At 57.2% G+C, this 2,187-nt stretch carries 2 protein-coding genes; both read left to right on the plus strand.

Translation table 11 applies throughout. From position 1 onward, the window contains the following. Positions 1-416 (plus strand): hypothetical protein (locus D6B98_RS40400; protein WP_205680583.1); only part of this gene is annotated, 416 nt, incomplete at its 5' end. Positions 417-1,286: 870 nt separating this feature from the next. Next, positions 1,287-2,045, plus strand: coding sequence for a glucose 1-dehydrogenase (locus D6B98_RS39500; protein WP_126262244.1), 759 nt, complete (start codon positions 1,287-1,289; stop codon positions 2,043-2,045). Positions 2,046-2,187: the final 142 nt, after the last annotated feature.

Here is a 2,187-nt window from a genome sequence, read left to right on the forward strand (position 1 = left end):
CACGGCAGCCTAACCCCGGCAGAGGCTCCACTTATCGACGCGGATATTCTGTTCAGACAACCGGGGCCAGCTCACACCTCGTGCCCCACGCTGAATACAAGGCTTATTGCTTGGCAGCCGAGAAACGCGCTGCCACGGTCTTTGCTCCCACGGTAGAGAGGCGCATCAAGCGGAATACCTTTGACGTCGGGCATCGCATTCCTCCTCGCTCTTGGAGTGTTTGGACGCAATCGAAGATTCAGCTAACTCATTTCACCAAGACTATTCGGTTGTTGAAGCATCCTGAAGAGACTGTGATGCGCAACTTCCAATGCGGCTCGGTGATCCGTCGGCTCATAGATCCGGTGATCGCGATCGTCTTACCGACGACGCATCCAGTTCTGCGCGTTGCACCTCAATTCTGTGCTGCAGAATGAGCTTGACGATTGTGCGTTCATTCCAGCGAAGCGTGCTCACCGACGATGACGATAACTCGGTAGGCCTCTCTATCTGTTGTCTGCAACGTTGATGCCAAGCACCTCATTGGGTGTTATAGGACCCGCTCGGCTGAAGATGTCGAATTGGAGTACGAGAAGGCCGCCGACAACCTTCGCCTCTTCTTCTGTTGCCTTCCCGCTTGTTTGATTGGCGACGCGGGATGTCGAACGTCCGACATGATCAAGCGGGGCATAAACGGATGAGGAGCTCGCATGGCTCAAAGTTGTGGGTGGCTCGACTAAGCCTTGGTAAGTCGAAACGCTATCACTGTGCATGGCCCGAAACGCATGCTAGCGGATACCCAGGTCGCGCGAGAAGGTCGGAACAGCTCCAGCAACTCTGCAAGAGTTGCGTGAGTTTGCATTCGTATCAGATTCTCGGCGCGCCGATTGCACAGGGTGGATACTCCAATTTGCAAGGCTCGGAGAACCTCATGCGTTCTGCGCCCCACTCCCGCGGCCAGCCACGAAGAGCTGCTCAGTACGTGCACCTGCGCGGAACCGGCATTGCGCCGCCCGCAGTCCACGCCCATCTTCCGGAGGAAACTCGGTCGTGAATTGTCGGGCTCAACAAGGTGGCCCAATGTCGCGATGCCAATTCAACCCTCCGACGGTACCGCCTGAGCGGCGGACGCGTGTCCACGACGTGAAATCGTTATCGAGTTGGTTTTCACGCCGAGTTGCACGGCACTACGCACAGCCTTTGGGCATCGCAGCGGGACACAGCAGATCGACCAGGGGTCGATTGACATAGTGCATAGTGGATGTCGCAAAGACCTTGCACCACCACACTGTCGAGGAAGCAAAATTATGGGACGTGTCAGCGAAAAAGTCATTCTGGTGACCGGCGGGGCTCGAGGGATGGGGGCCGCTCATGCGCGCCTGCTGGTAGCGGAGGGAGCTAAAGTCGTGATCACCGATATTCTTCGTAAAGAAGGAGAGGCTTTCGCGGCCGGCCTTGGCACATCCGCGATCTATCTGCGTCAAGACGTCGCTCAGCCAGAGGAATGGCGCCAAGCGATCGCGGCTGCGGAGAGCAAGTTTGGCGCGCTGCATGGCCTCGTCAACAATGCCGGCATAGCCAGTATTGCTCCTATCGAGCAGTTTCCGCTTGAGCAGTGGACGAAGACCCTTGCTGTCAATCTCACCGGTGTATTTTTGGGAATGCAGACTGCCCTGCCGGCCATGCGCCGCGCGGGCGGAGGCTCGATCGTCAACATCTCGTCGGTCGAGGGGCTGAGGGGTAGTGCAGGGCTTCACGCCTACGTTGCTTCCAAGTTCGGCGTGCGGGGCATAACCAAGTCCGCTGCTTTGGAGGCCGCTGCGTCTGGGGTTCGCATAAACTCAGTCCATCCGGGGTTAATCAACACTTGGATGACAAAGGACTTCGATTCTTCCAGTTTTCCCATTCCGCTTGGGCGGGCGGCCGAGCCGCCGGAAGTGTCACAGGCTGTGTTGTTCCTGCTCAGCGACGAGTCCTCTTATCTTACGGGCTCCGAAATCGTCGTCGATGGCGGTCTGACGATCGGCGTCCCGTACAAGTGTCAGGCGCCCGAAAGCATCTTCTGACTAGCAGCTGACCAATTGTCACATAAAGCAAGATCTGACGTTGCGATGTATTACAGCAGTGGGAATGGTCTGAGCCCCGCAAACTCCTCCAAGAATGGGTAGAGTCCGTCACCTCTGAGGAGATGGACCATGAAGCCAAGTC

The organism is Bradyrhizobium sp. LVM 105 (assembly GCF_003957705.1).
In the GTDB taxonomy this organism is placed as follows: Bacteria; Pseudomonadota; Alphaproteobacteria; order Rhizobiales; family Xanthobacteraceae; genus Bradyrhizobium; species Bradyrhizobium frederickii.

Bases quoted from the DNA above. Each gene is read 5' to 3' on its own strand.
- D6B98_RS39500 (WP_126262244.1), top strand. From the start codon at position 1,287: ATGGGACGTGTCAGCGAAAAAGTCATTCTGGTGACCGGCGGGGCTCGA.